Raw genomic sequence first — 17,450 nt, forward strand, 5'->3', positions numbered from 1 at the left:
GGAAAATTTATGGACATTAAAGAAAAATTAGATGAATTGAATAAGAAAATTTCAGCAGAGATCGATCATTCGACCAATATTGATTTAGTTGAAAATATTCGAGTTCATCTGCTGGGCAAAAAAGGTGAATTAACTAAGATTTTAAAGGGTCTTAAAGATCTGACACCTAGTGAGAAACCTGTAGTTGGTCAGCTGGCCAACCAAATTCGAACACAATTAGAAGCTGAGATCGCTGATAAAAAAAACAGCCTCGAAGAGCTTAAACTAAACGCTAAGCTGGCAACTGAGAAGATTGATGTTACCTTGCCGGGGCGCAGCTTTCAGATCGGTACAAAACACGTCTTACAGCAGATCCAAGATCAGATCGAAGACCACTTTTTAAGTCAAGGCTTTCAGGTCATGTATGGTCACGAAATTGAGACTGATGAATATAATTTTGAGCGCATGAATCTGCCTAAAGACCATCCAGCGCGTGATATGCAGGATACTTTTTATTTAACGCCTAATACTCTTTTAAGGACACAGACCTCTGCAATGCAGGCACGTGCAATGGATCAGCATGACTTTGCTAGCGGTCCTTTAAAAATGATCAGTCCTGGTAAAGTATATCGTCGTGATAATGATGATGCGACACATTCCCACCAATTCCATCAAATCGAAGGATTGGTTGTCGGCAGAAAAATTACACTGGCTGATCTGAAGGGCACTCTGCAAGCTTTAACTAATGAACTGTTTGGCAGAGGCCATGCAATGCGTTTTCGACAAAGCTATTTCCCCTTTACTGAACCGAGCTTGGAAGTTGATATTAGCTGGAATATTGTCGACGATCAAACGGCAGCTGAAGATATTGAATGGATCGAAGTGTTAGGTGCTGGTATGGTGCATCCAAATGTTTTAAAAATGGCCAAAATTGATTCAGAAAAGTATTCTGGTTTTGCATTTGGTTTAGGACCTGATCGCTTTGCCATGATCAAGTACGGCATTGATGATATTCGTCATTTTTATTTAGATGATCTGCGTTTTTTGAAACAGTTTAGTCAGGTGGGAGAATAATGAAAGTTTCTGTTAATTGGATCAAAGAGTATATACCAGATTTCCCTGTAACTAATGAGAAGGAAGCCCAGGATTTTTCTGATACGCTAGCGCTAACTTCGACTGAGGTTGAAGAAAACGGCTATCAAATTGCCCAATCTAGCGGCCTGATCGTGGGTAAAATCACTGAAATTCGTCCAATCGAAAATTCAACACATTTAAAGATCACGATCGTTAATACTGGTAAAAAGGATTATCAGATCGTCACCGGAGCACCTAACGCTGCTTTGAACCAGTTGGTTGTGCTGGCTTTGCCTGGGGCTGTTTTAGCGGGCAGCAAAAAAATAGAAGCGACAACTTTGGATGGCCAAATCAGTCAAGGCATGCTTGTCTCTTTACAAGAGATCGCTTTTGATGATTCGATCGCGCCCAAAAAGCATGAAGCCGGCATCTACGTGTTTCCAACTGACAATGATGTGCAGCCTGGTGATGATGCTGTCAAGGCACTTGGGATCGATGATTTGATGATCGATACTGAATTGACAGCCAATCGTGGAGACATGCTATCGATTCGCGGCAATTTATATGAGTTTGCGGCGATTTTAAATAAAAAATTTGTTTATCCTGAAAAAAAATTGCATGAGGGGAAACGACCAGCTGCGGCTCAAATTTCAGCAAGTGTTGATAGCAAACTGGCTAATCCATATTATCTGCGTGTGATCAATGATGTCACAGTCAAAGAAAGCCCTTTGTGGCTGCAGCGGCGTTTATGGAATTCGGGTATTCGTCCAATTAATAATCTGGTCGATGTGACAAATTACATAATGCTTTTATTTGGTCAACCGATGCATGCATTTGACTTAGACCAGTTGCAGCATAAACAAATTAAGCTGGCGCTATCAAAAGATGAAAGTTTAACAACGCTGGATGGCAATAAGCATGACTTAAAAGCTGGTCAAGATATCGTTGTGTACGATGGGGATCAGCCACAAATGCTAGCTGGCGTTATGGGCGGCGTTCAATCTGAAGTAACTCAAAGTACAAAAAATCTTGTTTTGGAAGCAGCTGTTTTCGATCCGGTTTATATCCGTAAAACAGCTCAGCGCTTTAACTTGCATTCACAGGCCAGTCAACGTTTTGAGCGTGGTATCGATGTAGCAAACTGCCAAAAAGCTTTAGATTATGCAGCGGCATTGGTTCAGCAAATTGCCGGCGGTGAAGTTGCTGCTGGTGTTGTTACGGGCTGTGAGGAAATATTGCCTGAGACTAAGATCTTGATTTCTGTCAGTGATATTAATGATTATTTAGGGTCACAAGTCAGCTTAAAAGAGGTTCGCGAAATTTGGGATCGATTGGCCTTCAAATATGATCTGGTCGGAGAACAATTTACAATTTATGCGCCGAAACGGCGTCCTGACATCACGATCAAAGCTGATTTAATTGAAGAGTTTGTCCGAATATATGGATATGACAGAGTACCAATTCACTTGCCGCAGGCCGTTAACGACCGATCTGGTCTGACGATCAGCCAAAAACTGGATCGTGCGATACGTCAATTACTGCTCGGATTAGGACTCAATCAAGCGATCTCTTATTCTTTGACAGATCCTGATCAGGCCAAGACATTCACTTTTCAGCCGGAAAATGAAGTGAAATTATCCAATCCTATGAGTCAAGACAGCTCAGTACTACGTCAATCCCTGCTTTCGACTTTAATACAAACGGCTGCTTATAATGCTGCTAGAAAAGCCGCAGATATTCGTTTATTTGAAACAGGTGCTGTTTTCTTTGATCGTGGTCAAGCCAAAATGCCGAAAGAAAATCACCAGATCGCTGCCTTGATTTCGGGAATCGAGTCGGAGGGCTGGCAGCATCATGAGAATAAATACGATTTTTATTACATGAAAGGCCTCTTGCAAAGTCTGCTTGATAGCCTGGATTTAAAAACAACAGTCACTTATAAGACAGCTGATGACCGTCCGGAAATGCATCCAGGTCAAACGGCTGACGTTTATCTTGGCCAAGAATATCTGGGTTTTGTCGGTCAAATTAATCCAAAAGTTCTGCGAGCTAATAAATTGGCTGCGACCTTTGTTTTTCAAATTGATTTAGATTTGATTCATAAATTGTATAAAAACACGAGTGATTATAGCTTATTGGACAAGTTTCCGGGTATCGAACGAGATCTATCTCTGCTTGTCGATGATAAAGTTGAATCAGCAAGGATCGAAAATCTGATTAAAATTAATGCTGGTCCATATTTGCGCAGGCTGCAGGTCGTGGATGTTTACGAGGGTCTGGAACTCGGATTGAATAAGAAATCAATCGCTTACCGCTTGGAATTTGTCAATCCGCAGGCTACATTGGTCGATGATGAGGCCAACCAGTCTGTTCAAAATGTCATTGATCAATTAGCTCGACAGCTGCAGGCTAGGGTTCGATAAGTTTGCTAAGCTTATAGATATGAAACATTCTTTTTGGCGATCAATTCCACCCGTGACATTAACGATTTTCTTTGTGACTTTGTTTGTTTATCTGATTCAAGTTATCGTTGATGCCTTTATTTACCAATCATTCAGCCCTTTTTTTATTATTGGTCGTTTGATCAGTGGACCTTCAATCCAGTCGATGGTTTTCATGGGTGGGGAAGTCAGCAGTCTCGTCGTTCGTGGTGATTGGTATCGTTTGTTTATGCCGATCCTGCTGCATAGTTCGCTCATGCACATTTTTTCAAATATGCTGACACTGATTATTGTCGGTCCTTTTGTCGAACGGCTATTCGGCCGCGTTAAGTATTTGATTATTTATATCGTGGCTGGTATTTGGGGCAATTTATTGACCTTTATTTTTGATCCAAATCCAAATGTTGTTTCAGTTGGTGCGTCGGGTGCACTTTTTGGTCTCTTCGGTGCTATGATCGCGATCGCTTGGTACAATCGCAATAATTTAGCTTTTAAACGGCAGCTGGTTATTTTTACAGCATTCGCGGTCTTCAACTTAATTAGTAACTTTAGCGCCCCTAGTGTTGATATTTGGGCTCATTTGGGTGGTTTGATCGCAGGTGTCTTGGTTGCACTGGTTTCTAATTTTCCAAGCAGCCAATACGGCGGCATCAAGATCTTGGTCCGGGTCGGATCGGTGATTATTTTACTGCTGCCGTTAGTATGGACAGGTTTTCAAATTATCGGAAACTAGCCATATATCTTGAAAGCGCTTGTTTTTATGGGAAAAAACTTTTAATCTATTATTGAGGTAAAAATGACTAAAGATAAACTAATTGGTGTCGATCTTGGCGGCACAACGATTAAATTTGCAATTCTGACAGCCAATGGTGAAATTCAAGAAAAATGGGCTGTTCCAACTAATATTTTGGATGATGGTTCGCATATCGTTCCTGCGATCGTGGAGTCGATCAATAAGCGGCTATCGCTTTTGCAGCTTGATCCTGAAAGAATTATTGGCATTGGCATGGGGACACCGGGAACGGTCAGCCGCCAAAACGGTACGGTCGAAGCTGCTTATAATTTAAATTGGAAAAGTATCCAGCATGTTCGTGAAGCCGTTCAAAAAGGAACTGGGCTAGACTTTACGATGGATAACGATGCTAATGCTGCAGCGATCGGCGAGCAGTGGAAAGGTGCTGGAGAAAATAATCCGAATGTTGCTTTTATTACACTTGGTACCGGTGTTGGCGGCGGTATTATCGCTAATGGCGAAATGGTTCGCGGTGTTTTCGGTGCTGGCGGCGAATTTGGCCACATGGTCGTTGAGCCTGGCGGTTATCTATGCACTTGCGGCAACCGTGGTTGTTTGGAACAATATTGTTCGGCAACTGGCGTTGTTCATCTCGCACATGATTTCGCTGACGAATATGAAGGCAATTCGCAATTAAAATCGATGCTTGATAATGGCGAAGAAGTCACCTCTAAGACTGTCTTTGATTTAGCTAAGGAAGGCGATTTCTTGGCTAATGAGGTCGTTGATAAAATGGCTTATTATCTTGGCTACGCCACGGCAGCTTTGTCCAATATCTTGAATCCAGCCTACGTTGTCATTGGCGGCGGTGTCTCGGCTGCTGGTAATTTTCTGCTTGAAAAAGTTCAAAAACACTGGACGAAGTATGTACTTTCAACAGTTCGTTCATCAACTAAATTGAAGTTGGCAGTTCTCGGAAATGATGCTGGTGTGATCGGTGCAGCGAGTCTTGCACGTGAATTTGAAAGAAAATGAGTTTTTTACTTCAAATTCGGGTCAATATTTGATAGAATTATTCAGTTGGCTTTGCTTATGAGTTAAGATTAAGCGGACTGATTATAGGGATATAGTATAGAGGTAGTACAGCGGTCTCCAAAACCGTTAGCGGGGGTTCGATTCCCTCTATCCCTGCCATGGCGGTATTGGTGAAGTTGGTTAACACACCGGTTTGTGGTACCGGCACGCGCGGGTTCGAGTCCCACATACCGCCCTTGCAAGTTTCTTTTGGAACTCTTGCATTATTTTTTGCAACAAATGCCGTTGTGGCGGAATTGGCAGACGCGCTGGACTCAAAATCCAGTGGTGGCAACACCGTGTGGGTTCGACTCCCACCGACGGCAAAATAAGCGTTATATCAGAAAGAGTGATATAGCGCTTTTTCTTTGCTTAAATGTTGATATGACGGCGTTTATATATCATTGATAAACATGATCCAAGCTGCTAAATAATATTAAATATGGTACAAAATTGGTACATTAAAAAAATAACCATAGCTTTAATCATTCGTAAATTCTTCGTTAAAACCTAGTTAATTGCTTCGCCAGAATTATACTCACAAATCAGAAACAGTATCATATTGCTTAAATGCATCCAATAACTGCAAGCCACTGGATATTTTCTTTTTAAGAGACACTAAACTCTTAGTAAACAAACATTGCTCATGTCTGTTAGTTGTTCTTTCTAGGCAAACGTTGCTCATCATTACCAGCCTAGAACTGGTGAAACTCGTTTTTCAGCTTCAATCTTAAGACGGAAAAATGAAGTAAGGTGGATTTAGAGTATTCCTAAACACATGCACTTACATATTGGCAAATGTTTATTAGCCTGGTTGTTTTATCTTTACGAAAAGAAAAAACTTTACTAATTTCATAAGATAAAATAAGACATCGCAATATTAAGGAATTAACAATATTTCTTTGAAGATAATCGTTTGAATCAAACGATAACTTATTTTTATCAAGATAAATTTGGTAAGGATCGTGCATTGGCTACTAGGCTTAAAAATCAAAAATCAATTTTATTTATTTGGCGGGCCTCAACGGTATCAACTTCTAGTTTTACCTAGGATTATTTCTTTGCAATGCCGAATTGTTTATCGATCTCATACATACTGTTTAGTTGCGGATTATTTGATTATGATTGACAAAGAGACATTAGCTATTATTGCCAAAGCTTTCGATGAATCCAACTAAGATATGGAATCACTGCTTAATATTTCTTTGGCGAGGTTCCGAGATAGAACTTCCATTATTGTAACCGGCATCTGTAACTTCTAGTTTTAGACCGTCCGAAAGGTGGACAGTTTTGTTGATGCCTTTTTTTTGCTTGAAAAACTGCTTGAATTTGCGTTTGATTCAGAATTTATTTTCTTACTACTACTGACGACTTTCATAGATTTTGTTTTGGAGAAAATCTTTGAGGAGTAGAGACAATAATCAAAAAAATTAATACCTTTTGAAGAAGAGATGCGATTTCTGTGAAGATTAGTTAAATAAGACTCTGGATGTACATAAAAATTTAGTCGAGGTATGTATATCTCTGATAATCTTTTGGCCCAATACCGTGAAGAAAGTATATACCAAGCCTTAAAGAAAATCATTGATTATTATGTTGAATTCCCAGCATAATATCAGTTGATAATCTTCTTAGTATTATCGTGGATTTTGGCTTAATAAAGACTGTACGTATCTAAGTATGGTTTTTATATTCAGACCCTTCAATAGTGCTGAAAAACAACTAAGTACATTTTTAATTAAAAAGCTGTACAAAAGTTATAAGAAAGCGCATACATTTAATATTAATTTCAAAATATAATGAAGTTGTCCCAAGGAGGAACTCTTTTGAACGATAGAAATATTGCTATTCTTACCGAGATCATCAAACATCCCGATATCAAAAGCAAAAAAATAGAAGCAAAATTACATTTAACACGACGCCAGTTATCGTATTCTATTGATCAAATTAATACAGAACTATCTAATGATAATTTACCAACTTTGCAGAGGACACCTCTTGGGACAATTTTAGTATCAGCAGAGATAATTAACTATTTCCTCAAAGATAAAATAAATGGAAAACAAAAAAATGTTTACCATACGGAACAAGAACGTTGTATGATCATTATTCTGTATATCTTAACAGCGAATATACCTTTATCTTTGATTAATATTTATCACTTACTGGGAGTCAGCCAAGCAACGGCAGCGAAGGATATGAGGAACGTTAGGATACTTGTCTCAAAATATCATCTTGAACTCCAAAATAGTTGGCAGAATGGTTACCTTATTGATGGAAACGAACCACAACAACGGTTCCTGATTAATGAAACGATCTCTAACCTAGAAAGATATGATGATAGTCATGAATTGATTGCAAACTTATCAGATATTTCAATTGATGAAATGATACATTTTGTGAGACAAGTGGAACAACAAGTTGGCATTTCATATTCGGATAACGCTTTCAACCACTTGGTGTACTCATTATTAATAAATATTAGTAGGAATCGCGCCAACAAGACAGCTAACGATAATTACTTTTTGAATCAAATTGCTGACACAAAAGAATTTAGTGTTATTTCTAAGCTTGTTAATCCAGATTGGGTAGCCTGCCAATCTGACATAGAATGGATATCCATTTTGTTTCTTTCAGCTAATACGATTAGAGGCAAATTCTCATTCTCTGATTATACGATTTTAAAAGCTATTAAAGAGATGGTTTCATCTTTTGAACAAAAGACGCTTGTTCAAATTCAAAATCATGAAGAATTTGAACAACGGTTATTAGCCCACTTGAGACCTGCTGTTTACCGTGTGAAATACGGTCTACATCTCAATGATATCAATACATCACAAATATTAATTAAGGACTCGCAATATGAATTCTTAGCTGCAAGTATCAGAAAAATAATATCTCCTCTAGAGCAGATAACAGGAAAAAAATTCCCAGAAAATGAAGTCAAATTAATTGTTTTTTATTTTGGTGGTGATTTAGAGAATGCTAAAAATTTGTCAATAATAAAGCCGAAAGCAGCCGTAGTATGTACCAATGGTGTGATTGTATCAAAATTGATGTTTCAAAACTTAGTTCATTTATTTCCTGAAATTGCCTTTTTATCAGCAACTTCTGTCAGAGATTTTGAAACATTTTCTGATGATTATGACTTAGTATTTACTACGGTTCCTTTGAAGACAAACGCAAAGCAGTATATTATTCAGCCAATTGTCTCCCCTGAAGATGCTATAAAACTTCGTTACAGGGTTCTGAATGAATTTGGATTAAAGAATATTGAAACCACTTTAGATAAAATTATACAAATAGTTCGAAAACACGTAAATTCAATTGATGTGACAGGATTAAAAGGTGATTTGAAGCAATGGCTATCGACTGAGCAGCAAACTTATAGTATTCAAAAGGAACTCCCGGATTTGTCTGACTATATCGCCCCTCAACTTATGTGCTTATTAGATAAAAAGGTTGACTGGCAAGATGCATTGGAAATTGCCGCTGAACCATTAATCAGAAGCGGAATTGTGAATCAAAAGTATTTAAATACAATTTTAAAAAATACTGAATCCGAAAAAAATTATAGTTTTCTAGGATCTCAAATTGCGATTCCACACACAACAGCGGAGAACGGTATTTTAAATGATGGTTTTGGTTTTACAGTTCTAAAACATGCAGTCAAGTTTCCTACAGGGCAAAGCATATCTATAATTGTGCCTATTGCAATTTGTGATACGAAAAAACATCTTCGAGCAATTGAACAATTGACCTCTATAGCAAGTGACGCAAAACTGATTCATCAAATTATTTCTGCCTCAGATACGGAAACTATATATCAACTTATAAAGAAAAAAGAAAAGGAGACAGCAATTGACGCTAATTGACGCTAATCTAGTTTTCACTGATGTCGATGTAGAGGATAAGGTCGCTTTAATTGATTTTTTAGCAGACAAATTATATGAAAATGGCAATGTAAAAATAACTTTCCAAGAGGCTGTAGAAAAAAGAGAGCAAAAGTATCCAACCGGTTTACCAACAGGTGCCATACAAGTAGCTATTCCACATACAGATGCTAAGTATGTTAATAAATCGGTAATTGCTTTTGCTAATTTGAAGCACCCAATTGAGTTTCAAAACATGGCAATAAATGGCGAGACCTTGAAAGTCTCGGTTGTTGTCATGCTAGCCATAGCGGAACCTCACGGACAAGTTAAAACTTTAGAAAAGCTCATGTCAATTTTTCAGGACGAAAAACTCTTAGTCTCTTTATCCAGTGAAAAAGATTCAAAAAAAATTTATCAGAAGCTTGTAAAGCTTCTCTAACAAAGAAAGATGGTATTTATACAATGAAAGACATTATTAATTTCATTATGTACATAGTCAGTTTAGGGCCTACTGTGATGATCCCGATTGTCATGTTGATTTTTGGCTTAGCTGTTCGTGTTCCCTTTACTAAAGCTTTGCGCGGTGGTTTGATGGTGGGAATCGGCTTTATCGGCTTAAACGCTACGGTTTCTATTTTGACCAGTGTTATGAATCCTGCAATTCAAAACATGATTAAAATCATGCACATGAATTTGCAAGTCATTGATGTCGGCTGGCCCTCAGCGAGTGCTATAGCCTATGGAACGGCTGTGGGTGTAAGTATTATCCCATTGGGGATACTAATCAATATTCTGATGCTGGTATCCAAAACAACTTCAACGATTGACGTTGATATTTGGGATTTTTGGCATTTTGCATTTTCTGGTTCTTTGGTCTTTGCTTTGACCAAAGATATCACTTTCAGTCTCTTCTGCGCTTCCATGAACATGATCATTATTATGGTTATTGCTGATAGAACTGCACCGTTGTCGGAAAAATATCTTGGTTTACCAGGGATTTCTATTCCTCATGGCTATGCTGGATCATTTGTTCCAATTGCGATTGTGATGAATTGGATTCTTGAAAGAATCCCTGGAATCAATAAAGTCCATCTAGATGCTAAGGGCTTTAACAAAAAATTTGGTGCATGGGGTGAACCAACTTTGTTAGGATTCATTATTGGATGTGCTATCGGGACACTGGCCTATGTTGCTGCTCCAGGACTTTCAATTCCTGATAAATTGGGGAAAATTATGCTGATGGGTGTGACGCTTTCAGCGGTCATGATCATTACACCGAAAATGGCTGCTCTACTTCTTCAAGGTGTTATACCAGTCTCGGGAGCTATTCAAAAGTATATTCAAAAGAAGTTTTCCGGAAAACGTAAAATCTATATTGGCATGGATACTGCTGTAGGCATTGGAAGTCCAGTAGTATTAGCATGTGCTACGCTTATGATTCCGGTCGCTTTGGTATTTGCTTTTATTTTACCAGGTAACCAATTTATGCCTACAATTGGTCTGGTTGGATTTGTCTTCATGTTTCCATTAATAGTGGCAATTTGTCATGGGGATTTCTTCCGTTCCTTTATTATTGGTGCTGTAAATGTTGTTTTGGGTCTTTGGATAGCGACCAATTTGGCCCCACTAGTAACTCGCGCTGCACGTTCAGCTAAGTTTTCCATTCCAAAAGGATCCTCATTGATTAGCAGTATTGATTACGGTTCCAACCCTTTTCCATGGGTATTTGTTCATATCGCTCAATTCAAAATTTTAGTTTATATTTTGGGAACGATTCTCTGTGTTGGTCTGGCTCTTTGGAATAGAAAGAAAATCATTGAAAGCGAAAAGGCTGTCGTTGCGCCTGCAGATTCAAAATAAAACTTGTTAAATGTCCACAGAAGGTAAAGGAGAAACATTATTATGAAAAAAATTTTTGTAGCGTGTGGCGCAGGAGTAGTTACTAGTACGATTGCCATTACTAAATTAAAAGAGGGATTAGAAGAACGCAATATCCCTGAAGATAATTATAAAATTGGTCAAGGCTCAGTTGGAGAAATTGAATCAAACGCCGGAGATTACGATGCTGTTTTAGTTACTTCACAATATGAAAGTGATAACGTCAATATTCCAATCATCAATGGAATATCGCTCTTAACTGGTGTTGGCGCAGATTCTGTTATAGACCAAATTGCTAGTATTATTCAATCCTGATCAACAGGAGGAACTTAGAAATGCTTGAAACTTTAAAACAAAGGGTCTATGACGCTAACATGCAGCTACCAAAATTAGGACTCGTCACCTTTACTTGGGGGAATGTCTCAGCCATTGATCGACAACAAGGCTTGTTTGTGATCAAACCTTCTGGGGTTGCCTATGAGCAGTTAAGGCCCCAAGACATGGTCGTGGTCAACTTACAAGGCCAAGTGGTCGAAGGGGACTTGAACCCATCGTCTGATACCCCGACACATGCCTACTTGTACCGGCACTTTTTAACGATTGGCGCTATTACCCATACACATAGTCCCTGGGCAGTGGCCTTTGCGGCCGCTGAGATGGATATCCCAGCTGTCAGTACGACCCAGGCCGATACCTTCTATGGCGATATTCCCTGTGCTCCGGCTTTAAATGAACAACAGATCAACACCGCTTATGAATTGAACACAGGCAAAGTGATCGTGGATGAATTTAACAAGCGTCAATTAGACCCTGATGCTGTCCCGGCTGTCTTAGTCAGCCAGCATGGTCCCTTTACCTGGGGAGAAAGCGCTGAGAAATCGGTTTACAATGCCAAGGTCTTAGAAGTCTCAGCTGAAATCGCCTATCACAGTCTGCAACTGACTCATCGTAATTCTCATTTACCCCAATACCTCTTAGATAAGCACTACTACAGAAAGCATGGCCAGCATGCTTACTATGGTCAACACAGTGCTGAGGTTAAAGGGCATGCGGCACATGCTTGATAAGACAGCTAATTAAATAAATACTATTCCAAATCTTAATTTTATTTCCCTTTTTGTTTATTGAACGAATCACAATAGATGATAAATTGGTCTTGTGAGTAGTGTGCCGTAAAAGTCCTTGCATGTAAAATGTGAGGACTTTTTAATATTAGACGTTTAGAAAGATTGTTAGCAACACGTTCTAAGTACTGTTCTCCCTGAAACCTACTTGTCTCTTATTCTCTTTGGATTCTAGTCCAATCTTAAATTGGCTAAGGATATGGTTGATCGATTAGAACAAATCAACAAAAACATGGCTAGTTCAACTAGATTAGTCATAATCGCGGTAAGTTTTAATCTCTTATATTTGTATAGGTCCCTAGATATTTAATATTCAGTAAATTATCTATCGTACTCATGATCTTGTGATATTTCTGTTTGGCAAATTAGGTCCAAGCTAATGGAACTTTGAGCCATTCAGATACATTCTATATACCCACTAGCTAACTATTGGTGGACTCTTTTTATGGGTTTTGTGTTGTCTTTGCGCCCACTATGTCTCCAGCGTCAGAATCCCATGCCATTTTCCACGTAATTGTATGACCGTCCGAGGTCTGCGTCTGCCAGGTGCTAAAGGTAACGGTATTTCCATTTAAGGAATAAGGAATGTTTTTGAAGTCCTGAGATCCGATGGATATATAGTGATCAGATAATGAATATGGTTCCGAATAAGCCACACCCATACTAGCCACGCGAGCCGTTGTTGCATTCTGAAAATAGCCTACAATAAAGTTGTCGTGAACTGTATTTTGAAGTGCTTTGTTTTCGTTCATAGCTTTATCAACATCTTCACCATCGTACAAAATTGGCGTGATATCAAAACCTTTTCCTGTAATAATGTCCTGAATGTTTTTAAGTCCTTCAAAAGAGCTTGATTCTGCTGAACTTCTTTCTGAACTATTTGATGATATAAGGGCTGTATTGGCAGCCTTAGAAAAACTGCTGGCTATCTTTGCATCTTCTTTTCGATATAGTGCATAGTATTTTTCGGGAATTGTAAAAGTATAATCTTGCTGCTGATGGATATTGCTTGACGATAGACTTATTAGACCAATACTATCTTGATAATGGGTTAGTTGGATAGTATAGTTTATTGAAAATCTCTTAACTTTTACCTGCCATTGGCTTGCAGTGCATGACATCGATATAAGTTCCGAACCATTCATACCTGGCAGAGAAGCAACAAGATCAAGAATTATTTTTTTATTTAATATTTTAGTAAGCGAAGTTGGGGTGGCAAAGACTCCACCCAAGGTCCCTTTAACGGTAGCAATTTTATAATTATAGCCGCTGGCCTTTAAAACTATTTTTTTATCATTCGATTTTTGCTTCTCCGACTTGCGTCTTTCAGTTGATACCGTTCTTTGCTGTCTTGAATTCATCTGAAGATACCAGAAGGCCCCACAACTTGCTAATAGAATAGCCACTAGGCTTGATCCTACGATGATCGATGCTCTCTTTTTCATCTTTATCCCTTTTAATTCAAATTAAGTTTAAGCTTTTTATGTGCTCTTTCATAACTAAACAGTTAATTGATTGTTTAGTTATTTTGACCGTTGCCAGTAACTTCTCCAAATTTTATAGCTATCTATTGTAGTTTTTCAGGTGCTGTTCTTGGATATAGATATGGTGGATTAATCTATTAAAGTCTTTCGATTTTTAAAAACACAATCTGATTTTGCCAACACTGAATATGGCTTTTTAGTATTAGATGGTTTTGGTGATTTTAAGAGCCACATAAAAATAGTTTCAGTTAATGATGCGAAAGAGATTGTTTTGGCTAGTGATGGTTATCCTGAATTGTTTGACTCTTTAAAAAAAGTGAAGATAAATTATCTGAAATTAAAAAAATGGATCCTTTACTGATTAGCCAATACAAATCAACAAAGTGTTTTCTCGAAGAAAATAATTCGTATGATGACAGAACCTACATTCGTTTTGCAACTCACTGATATTCTCTAAACATATGTATTTATCTCAGCTTAAGCTACTCTGGTCTAAGGCTCAATAGTTCTATAATCAAATTAGTGTTTTTATTTGGGAAGAGACCGTGTTTTGTTAACAGTCTCATGTTTTGAAGGGATTAGGATGGACTACAAAACGAAAGCCGAGCTGGACTTTGAAAAGGAAGTCGTTAACCAACTAACTGTGGGCCATAATCAGTGGGTTGAGAGAAAAGACTTATATGAAGCGACGCCCGATCAATTGTGGGCTAATCTCCGAGACAAAATCAATAATAATAATTTTGCTACGCTTCATGGCCAACCCCTAACCAACACTGAATTTTCTCGAGTGCAAAGAGCGATTGAAGTGCAAACACCTTATCAAGGAGCCAAATTATTAGCTGCTGAAAATGGAATTGGCAAAATAGAAATTGAACGAGACGATGCTAAATTAGACAAAGTCACGCTGGAACTTTTTTGGAAAGCTGATGTTGCTGGCGGCAAATCCAGTTACGAAATTGTTAGGCAAGCCATTCGCCCTAAAGGTGATGGTGCGAATCTTCTAGATCAAGATCGTCGGTTTGATGTTAGCCTTCTAATTAATGGGCTGCCGTTAATTCAGATTGAGTTTAAAAAATCAACGGTCGAGCTTGGTCATGCTTTTGACCAAATCGAAAAGTATGCCGCTGAGAAAAAATACACCGATATTTACTCGCTTTTGCAAATGTTTGTCATTATGAGTCCAGATAGTACGGCTTATTTTGCAAATTGTGAAATCGGACAATTTAGAAAAGATCTGACTTTCCATTGGCGAACTGTTGATAACCATCCGATTGAAAACGGTCTCGATTTCACGCGACAGGTCTTAAATATTCCGATGGCGCATAAACTTGTCAGCGAATATACGGTGATGGATGAAGAAAGAAAGAGCTTGATTTTGTTGCGTCCATATCAGATTTACGCGATTCAAGCGGTTATGGCTCGCATTCATCAGCATGAAGATGGTTTTGTTTGGCATACGACTGGTTCTGGCAAGACGCTGACATCCTATAAAACGGCAAAATTAGCTGCCCAAGATCCGTCCGTCGATCGTGTCATTTTTTTGGTGGATCGAAAAGATTTAGATGAGCAAACGACCAGCAACTTTTCGGCTTATGCTGCTAATGATGACATGACCATTAAAGAGGCAGCCAACACCGCTGATTTAATTAAAAAACTGAATGAGAATGATGGCAAAGTCTTGGTTGCATCCATCCAAAAAATGCATCGTGCAGTTAAGAGTCAGTTAGAAGCAGTGGAAGCCGGCAAACAAACGCGTTTTTCAAAATTATTTGCGAAACACGTTGTCTTCTTTGTTGATGAAGCTCATCGCTCTCAATTTGGCACGATGCAAAAAGAAATTCGTAAGGCTTTCTTTAACAGTAACTGGTATGGTTACACTGGAACACCGATTTTTAACGAGAATAAAAAAGTCCTGAAGGGTGATTTAGCCGTTACGACTGAAGAACTTTTCGGACATGTTTGCCATACATATAACATTCGTGATGCGCTGGAAGATCAAGCGGTGTTGCCTTTTAATGTTGAACATGTCAATACGATTAGTTCTCAGACCCTGATTGATCGGGCTATTGACGAAGAAAAAAAGAAAATGTCAACCAAACGTTTTCAGCAAGGCAAAGTGTTGACTGAAAATGATCTGTTGACGATTCGCAAATCAGTCCATAATTTGTCTGCAACAGAAAAGGAAAGTTATCTGACTAAAGCTGATTTCGAAAATGATCAGCATTTAAAACAGGTTGTGACTTATATTCTCAAAAATGGTCCGAAGAAAACAAGCCTGGGTCACGGAAATTTCAATGCAATTTTAACGACTAGTTCGATCAAATTGGCTCAGCGTTACTATCAGCTTTTCAAGGAAGCCAAACAAAATTCGGATTTTGTCGATGATTATGATCCTGATTGGCCGCGAATTGCGATTACTTATTCCATGTCGGAAAACGAGGATGATAGCACGAAGAATCGCAAACAGATGTTGGCGGTACTCAAAGATTATAACCAGCAGTATCATACAAATTTTGCTATTGATGATTTGAGTTTATACAACGAAGATGTCGCTAAAAGAGCTGCACGTCGAGAGGACCAATATGCCCACCTGACTAAAGACGAAGAGATTAATTTAGTAATTGTCGTTCGACGCTTATTGACAGGCTTTGATGCGCCACGATTGAATACACTCTTTGTTGATCGCGTTTTGGCATATCAGGAATTAATTCAGGCTTATTCACGTACTAATCGTCTACAAAATAAAGATCTCAAACAAGAGGGACAAATTGTCACTTTTCGTATGCCGGCAACGATGGAATCTAACGAACAGGAGGCTTACAAGCTATATAGCGGTGAAGGTACTTTCAATTTAGTCACGCGGCCAACTTACGATAAAGCTGTCACACATTTTAAGGAGACGGTTGCTGATTTAAAAGCAATTGCACCTGTAGCGGATGCGGCCGATGACTTAAAGGGCAATTACGAAAAAGTTCGTTTTGTTAAAGCTTTTAGAAAACTGAATGCGCAATTAAACTCGCTCTCCATGTACACGGATTTCAGCTGGAAAGATGGTCAGCGAAAGTTCGGTATAAGTGAAGAAGAAATCGAACACTATGCTGGGAAATTTAATCGGATTAAAAATGAAGTTCAATCAATCGATGGTCACGATGATGATGAACTGACAAGCTTAGACTTTTCATTATCAGTTGGATCGGTCACGCTAGTTGACTACGACTTCATCACAAATTTGATTCAGGATTGGTTAGATCAACAACAAAATTATAAGACGCAACAAGAAATTCAAGAAAATATGAGCGATTACCTGAAAGGTGAAGCGGATATTCAAGAGAAAATTAATCAACTTTCAAAATCGGGAAATCCAGAACAAGCTGATTTATTAAGAGCTGAATTAGCCAATGCAAAAACACAATTAGCTGAACAACAAGCTAAAACGATTCAGGGAAAACCAGTCGATAAACTAGTTGCTAAGGAACTCAATGTAAACTATGAACAACAACAGCTATATGAAAAAGCGCGTCAATTTGCTGACCTATGGGGTTTAAAAAGTGCTGCTCTGTTGCGAGTGGCTAACGAACATCAGACTGATTCCGATGTTTGGGAGCACGAACAAGAATTGACTGAAACAGCTGATATGCAGCAAGCCATTCGGGCACAGACGAATAGTCCAGCGGGACTTCAGTTTCACGGACCATTACCAATTTATCGAATTAAGGCTAAGAAGGCTTGGCGCGATTTTATTGAAGAACAATTAGCAGTCTATTTAAGAAAATAACGAGGGATGATGA

11 protein-coding genes and 3 tRNA genes are annotated in these 17,450 nt (G+C 38.6%); 13 read left to right on the top strand and 1 reads right to left on the bottom strand.

Annotation, left to right across the window (positions count from 1 at the left end):
• Nucleotides 1-9: 9 nt before the first annotated feature.
• The 12 genes from pheS (at nucleotide 10) to DLJ48_RS07270 (ending at nucleotide 12,118) form a co-directional block, all read left to right on the top strand.
• Entirely contained in the window at nucleotides 10-1,053 is a 1,044-nt protein-coding gene (gene pheS / locus DLJ48_RS07215; protein ID WP_128686803.1) for a phenylalanine--tRNA ligase subunit alpha, read from the top strand.
• Nucleotides 1,053-3,476: a phenylalanine--tRNA ligase subunit beta gene (gene pheT, locus DLJ48_RS07220; RefSeq protein ID WP_128686804.1), complete on the top strand. Its 2,424-nt coding sequence runs from the start codon at nucleotides 1,053-1,055 to the stop codon at nucleotides 3,474-3,476. The genes pheS and pheT overlap by 1 nt, the downstream gene beginning before the upstream one ends.
• A gap of 19 nt (nucleotides 3,477-3,495) precedes the next feature.
• Nucleotides 3,496-4,227, top strand: coding sequence for a rhomboid family intramembrane serine protease (locus tag DLJ48_RS07225; RefSeq protein WP_128686805.1), 732 nt, complete (start codon nucleotides 3,496-3,498; stop codon nucleotides 4,225-4,227).
• 63 nt (nucleotides 4,228-4,290) lie between these two features.
• A complete protein-coding gene (locus DLJ48_RS07230; protein ID WP_128686806.1) occupies nucleotides 4,291-5,262 on the top strand; it encodes an ROK family glucokinase in 972 nt (323 codons plus the stop codon).
• A gap of 85 nt (nucleotides 5,263-5,347) precedes the next feature.
• A tRNA-Trp gene (locus DLJ48_RS07235) sits at nucleotides 5,348-5,421 on the top strand.
• Nucleotides 5,422-5,423: 2 nt separating this feature from the next.
• A tRNA-His gene (locus DLJ48_RS07240) sits at nucleotides 5,424-5,497 on the top strand.
• Between the two features lie 46 nt (nucleotides 5,498-5,543).
• Nucleotides 5,544-5,627, top strand: a tRNA-Leu gene (locus DLJ48_RS07245).
• 1,500 nt (nucleotides 5,628-7,127) lie between these two features.
• Nucleotides 7,128-9,176: a BglG family transcription antiterminator gene (locus DLJ48_RS07250; protein ID WP_161566122.1), complete on the top strand. Its 2,049-nt coding sequence runs from the start codon at nucleotides 7,128-7,130 to the stop codon at nucleotides 9,174-9,176.
• The gene (locus DLJ48_RS07255; RefSeq protein ID WP_128686808.1) at nucleotides 9,163-9,615 is read left to right on the top strand and encodes a PTS sugar transporter subunit IIA; all 453 of its coding nucleotides are present in this window, start codon (nucleotides 9,163-9,165) and stop codon (nucleotides 9,613-9,615) included. The genes DLJ48_RS07250 and DLJ48_RS07255 overlap by 14 nt, the downstream gene beginning before the upstream one ends.
• A gap of 23 nt (nucleotides 9,616-9,638) precedes the next feature.
• Complete coding sequence (locus DLJ48_RS07260) at nucleotides 9,639-11,036, top strand: PTS galactitol transporter subunit IIC (protein ID WP_128686809.1); 1,398 nt, start codon at nucleotides 9,639-9,641, stop codon at nucleotides 11,034-11,036.
• 42 nt (nucleotides 11,037-11,078) lie between these two features.
• Nucleotides 11,079-11,369, top strand: a complete 291-nt coding sequence (locus DLJ48_RS07265) for a PTS sugar transporter subunit IIB (RefSeq protein WP_128686810.1) — start codon at nucleotides 11,079-11,081, stop codon at nucleotides 11,367-11,369.
• A 20-nt stretch (nucleotides 11,370-11,389) separates the two neighbouring features.
• Nucleotides 11,390-12,118 carry an L-ribulose-5-phosphate 4-epimerase gene (locus DLJ48_RS07270; RefSeq protein WP_128686811.1) on the top strand — a complete coding sequence of 243 codons (729 nt, stop codon included), beginning with the start codon at nucleotides 11,390-11,392 and terminating at the stop codon, nucleotides 12,116-12,118.
• Nucleotides 12,119-12,621: 503 nt separating this feature from the next.
• On the opposite strand, the gene DLJ48_RS07275 is transcribed toward DLJ48_RS07270, so the two are convergent.
• The gene (locus tag DLJ48_RS07275) at nucleotides 12,622-13,623 is read right to left on the bottom strand and encodes a hypothetical protein (protein ID WP_128686812.1); all 1,002 of its coding nucleotides are present in this window, start codon (nucleotides 13,621-13,623) and stop codon (nucleotides 12,622-12,624) included.
• Between the two features lie 622 nt (nucleotides 13,624-14,245).
• On the opposite strand from DLJ48_RS07275, the gene DLJ48_RS07280 reads away from it, so the two are divergent.
• Nucleotides 14,246-17,437 carry a type I restriction endonuclease subunit R gene (locus DLJ48_RS07280; RefSeq protein WP_128686813.1) on the top strand — a complete coding sequence of 1,064 codons (3,192 nt, stop codon included), beginning with the start codon at nucleotides 14,246-14,248 and terminating at the stop codon, nucleotides 17,435-17,437.
• The last annotated feature ends 13 nt before the right edge of the window (nucleotides 17,438-17,450 follow it).

It is taken from the genome of Oenococcus sicerae (genome assembly GCF_004102045.2).
Classification (GTDB): domain Bacteria; phylum Bacillota; class Bacilli; order Lactobacillales; family Lactobacillaceae; genus Oenococcus; species Oenococcus sicerae.

Bases quoted from the DNA above. Each gene is read 5' to 3' on its own strand.
- DLJ48_RS07265 (WP_128686810.1), top strand. From the start codon at position 11,079: ATGAAAAAAATTTTTGTAGCGTGTGGCGCAGGAGTAGTTACTAGTACG.
- pheT (WP_128686804.1), top strand. From the start codon at position 1,053: ATGAAAGTTTCTGTTAATTGGATCAAAGAGTATATACCAGATTTCCCT.
- DLJ48_RS07280 (WP_128686813.1), top strand. From the start codon at position 14,246: ATGGACTACAAAACGAAAGCCGAGCTGGACTTTGAAAAGGAAGTCGTT.
- DLJ48_RS07225 (WP_128686805.1), top strand. From the start codon at position 3,496: ATGAAACATTCTTTTTGGCGATCAATTCCACCCGTGACATTAACGATT.
- DLJ48_RS07275 (WP_128686812.1), bottom strand. From the start codon at position 13,623: ATGAAAAAGAGAGCATCGATCATCGTAGGATCAAGCCTAGTGGCTATT.
- DLJ48_RS07230 (WP_128686806.1), top strand. From the start codon at position 4,291: ATGACTAAAGATAAACTAATTGGTGTCGATCTTGGCGGCACAACGATT.
- DLJ48_RS07270 (WP_128686811.1), top strand. From the start codon at position 11,390: ATGCTTGAAACTTTAAAACAAAGGGTCTATGACGCTAACATGCAGCTA.
- pheS (WP_128686803.1), top strand. From the start codon at position 10: ATGGACATTAAAGAAAAATTAGATGAATTGAATAAGAAAATTTCAGCA.
- DLJ48_RS07260 (WP_128686809.1), top strand. From the start codon at position 9,639: ATGAAAGACATTATTAATTTCATTATGTACATAGTCAGTTTAGGGCCT.